A 1,157-nucleotide genomic window follows, 5' to 3' on the forward strand; every position below is an offset into this window, starting at 1 on the left:
AAATAAGATTGCATAAAAGATAACAAAGCGTTACACACTCGACCGGGAACCCGCGCCTTTTTTCCAAATAACCTTGGTTGAGTTAAACGTGGTTAAAACACAGCCGGTTTGTGTTCCCGGCCGGTGAACTTTGTGTTAGGCACAGCATAAAAAAGGAGGAAATTATGAAAAGAGTAGAAGGCAAGACAGCCATCGTTACTGGTGGTGCATTAGGGATCGGTCGAGCCGTTTGTTTGCAATTGGCTAAAGAAGGAGCAATGGTCGCTGTAACAGACATAGCGGATGAAGAAGGCAAACAAGTAGTAGAGAAAATCGAAGAATTTGGAGGAATTGCGAAATACTGGCATGTCGATACTTCGCAGGAACATAGCGTTAGCAGCGCTTTTGCCGATATCGCTCATAAATTCGGATCAATAGACATACTTGTTAACAATGCTGGTATCGCCGGGGTCAATAAACCGACGCACGAAATAACCAAAGAGGAATGGGATAAAGTCATGGCTGTGAACGTCAGCGGTGTTTTCTTCTGTACCAAACATGCAATTCCGATAATGAAAAAATCGGGCAGCGGAAGCATCATTAACATGTCCTCCATTTATGGCATTGTAGGTGCTTCAGACCTTCCACCGTATCATGCATCAAAAGGGGCGGTTCGGCTGATGAGCAAAAATGATGCGCTGCTTTATGCAAAAGACAATATTAGAGTCAATTCCATACATCCGGGCTTTATCTGGACACCCCTCGTAGAGAAACTGGCTGAAGATTCCCCGGAGGGTGTCCAAGCATTCAGAGAGGAGGTTGATAGTCGCCACCCCATTGGTCATGTCGGAGATCCTGACGATATTGCTTACGGCGTGCTGTATCTTGCATCGGATGAGTCTAAATTTGTTACCGGAACCGAGTTAGTTATAGATGGGGGTTATACTGCCCAATAGAAACAAGAGTGCCAGATCTGCCTAACAATGCAAATGCACCTGACGCTTTCAGCGCAGGTGATTTGCGACGTTATAAAACAAAAATTGCCTATTGACTTAGCTGACCCGCTTTTTTGACATCAGCTCATCCCTCGTTATAGTGGTCGTTGTAGCGCAAGCAAATAATAAGCGATGGAACACTTCCTTATTCCAAAACCTACGATTGAAACGATAGCATACCTC

1 protein-coding gene and 1 pseudogene are annotated in these 1,157 nt (G+C 44.8%); one reads left to right on the plus strand and one right to left on the minus strand.

What is annotated here, in order from left to right; all coding sequences use genetic code 11:
• Nucleotides 1-164: 164 nt before the first annotated feature.
• Complete coding sequence (locus VXK47_RS06955; protein WP_435548048.1) at nt 165-935, plus strand: SDR family NAD(P)-dependent oxidoreductase; 771 nt, start codon at nt 165-167, stop codon at nt 933-935.
• Between the two features lie 96 nt (nt 936-1,031).
• Here the strand turns inward: VXK47_RS06955 and VXK47_RS06960 are convergent.
• Nucleotides 1,032-1,157 (minus strand): annotated as a pseudogene (locus VXK47_RS06960) (IS1595-like element ISDssp6 family transposase); the annotation flags it as partial.

Source organism: Desulfobacterium sp. N47 (assembly GCF_051233685.1).
GTDB lineage: Bacteria > Desulfobacterota > Desulfobacteria > Desulfobacterales > RPRI01 > RPRI01.